This window comes from Ligilactobacillus sp. (assembly GCF_036846325.1).
Taxonomy (GTDB): domain Bacteria; phylum Bacillota; class Bacilli; order Lactobacillales; family Lactobacillaceae; genus Ligilactobacillus.
Map to the genome: position 1 here is coordinate 1 of NZ_DAIUCE010000182.1, position 1,868 is coordinate 1,868.

General features: G+C 46.6%; 3 protein-coding genes. 1 reads left to right on the forward strand and 2 read right to left on the reverse strand.

The window, feature by feature from the left end; genetic code table 11:
- Positions 1-238 (forward strand): hypothetical protein (locus tag V7Z60_RS09955; RefSeq protein ID WP_334117654.1); only part of this gene is annotated, 238 nt, incomplete at its 5' end.
- A 103-nt stretch (positions 239-341) separates the two neighbouring features.
- Here the strand turns inward: V7Z60_RS09955 and fic are convergent.
- Together fic and V7Z60_RS09965 are read right to left on the reverse strand one after the other, a co-directional pair.
- The gene (fic, locus tag V7Z60_RS09960) at positions 342-947 is read right to left on the reverse strand and encodes a protein adenylyltransferase Fic (protein ID WP_334117655.1); all 606 of its coding nucleotides are present in this window, start codon (positions 945-947) and stop codon (positions 342-344) included.
- A 529-nt stretch (positions 948-1,476) separates the two neighbouring features.
- Positions 1,477-1,868, reverse strand: a 392-nt coding sequence (locus V7Z60_RS09965) for a transposase (protein WP_334117656.1), incomplete at its 5' end; no start/stop codon positions are given.

Here is a 1,868-nt window from a genome sequence, read left to right on the forward strand (position 1 = left end):
AATACGGGACAGGCTAGTTGCAATCGTCATTATCTTAAGCGCACTGGCCATGATGATTGCTCTCGTCATCCGTCTGTTCCTTGATTCCAGCTGGCGGGCCTGGCTCATGAACGGGATGCTTTCAGTAGAAGGCATGTTCTGCAGGACGATATTCGCCATGGCTGCGATGCATCTCATCAGCGGCTCCGAGGTGATGTCAGAAATCGTCCGGATGGGAATCTTCCGGCAGATGAAGTGAAAAACAGGAAACGTGGATACAGAACTCCGTCCGGGCTCTGTCTCCACGTTTCCTTTTGTTTCCGGAAGGCAGCGAGGCTGGTCTGTCCGGATGCTTCTTCAATTCACAAATCACCTGTTCTGAATGTTGTGTATCCTTCATAATAGTAGCTGTGGTCAATGCCCTTCATGTAGATTTCACGGCTGCCGGTATCCTTTTTCAGCGCATTTTTCAGAACGTGCTTTATTTCGATGTCCCGGATCGGGCTGCGTTCCATTGCAAGAAGGTAGTCTTCCTTGTCAACAAGGCTCCAGTCGATGACCATGCCTGTATTGTTTCCAAGTATATGGTCAAGCCAGATTCTGGTGCTGCGCCCGTTGCCTTCCCTGAAAGGATGGGCAATGTTCATTTCTACGTATTTTTCAACAATCTCGTCAAAGTCCGACTGAGGCATGGCATCGATGCCTTCAAGAGCCGCATTGAGATACATGACGGGCGCAAAGCGGAAGTTTCCCCTGGCAAGATTGACATTCCTGACTTTTCCTGCAAATTCATAGATGTCTTCGAAAAGATATCTATGAATTACCTGCAGCGTCTCGAACCTGCCGGCGGGAAGGTTAATCAATATTCCCTTGTCAAAGAGCTCTGCAGCCTTCTTTTTGCTGATTCTCTCTTCCTCACGGGCAAGAATGACCGAGTCCGTAATGCCGAGTTTGTTTGCAAGCGTCAAGATATCACCCCCTCAATATCATGCAATTATACCACAGATTCTCCTGTCAAATGCAGAGCCAGCTTCCGGATAAAAGAGGCTGGTAAAAACTCTGTCCTGAACAATTCTTCATCGAAGACTGGAATTTACGGGCAAATCCCAGAAAACGTCATTTTGCCCGTAATCCCGCCTTGGCGCCCTGATTGAGCAGACGATGCACAGCACTGCATTTTATAAAAAATGCCGGACAAACTCAGTCGAATTACGACCTCTGACATCATGTGCGGAGGAAATGTTGCCAGTGACTTCCGACCTCCGGGGACCGACATTTTCCTGCAGAAAAATTAAATTGTTCTTTAATGCGACATTAATTGTCGCATTGCTGCTGTAATATGAACGGGAGAAGATAATGTCAACTACCACCGATTAAAATCGGTGGCTTGTAGCTCACAAGCCTAACGGCTTAGAAGTAGTAACGCACTAACGTGCTTCTTCACGATGTGGCTACATCATCGGGTGGTTGACGACACACCCGTTTAGCCAACGAGATTTACTCACCGGCTGTTAATTTGTTGAAAGACGGGCGTTCATTGCCACTAACATATTGCGTGCCCAAAAGCTGAATGTTCATAGCGCCAATACGGTCATCGTTGGATTGATAACCGCAACGATCGCACACGTACAAATGTTGCTGATGATTACGGTTATTTTTGTAAATACGACCACATTTTGGGCATCGCTGGCTTGTGTATTTAGCTGAAACTTGAACCACTTCGCTTCCGACCAAATGAGCCTTGTAGGTCAAGAATTGTGCTAATTGATAAAAAGCCCATGAAACCTGCTCATAACGTTGTGTTTTTGTTACTTTTTCAGTTGCGAATCGCACATTTGCCAGATTTTCCAAAACGAAGAGGGTGTCTGCTCCATAACGATTAACGAGTG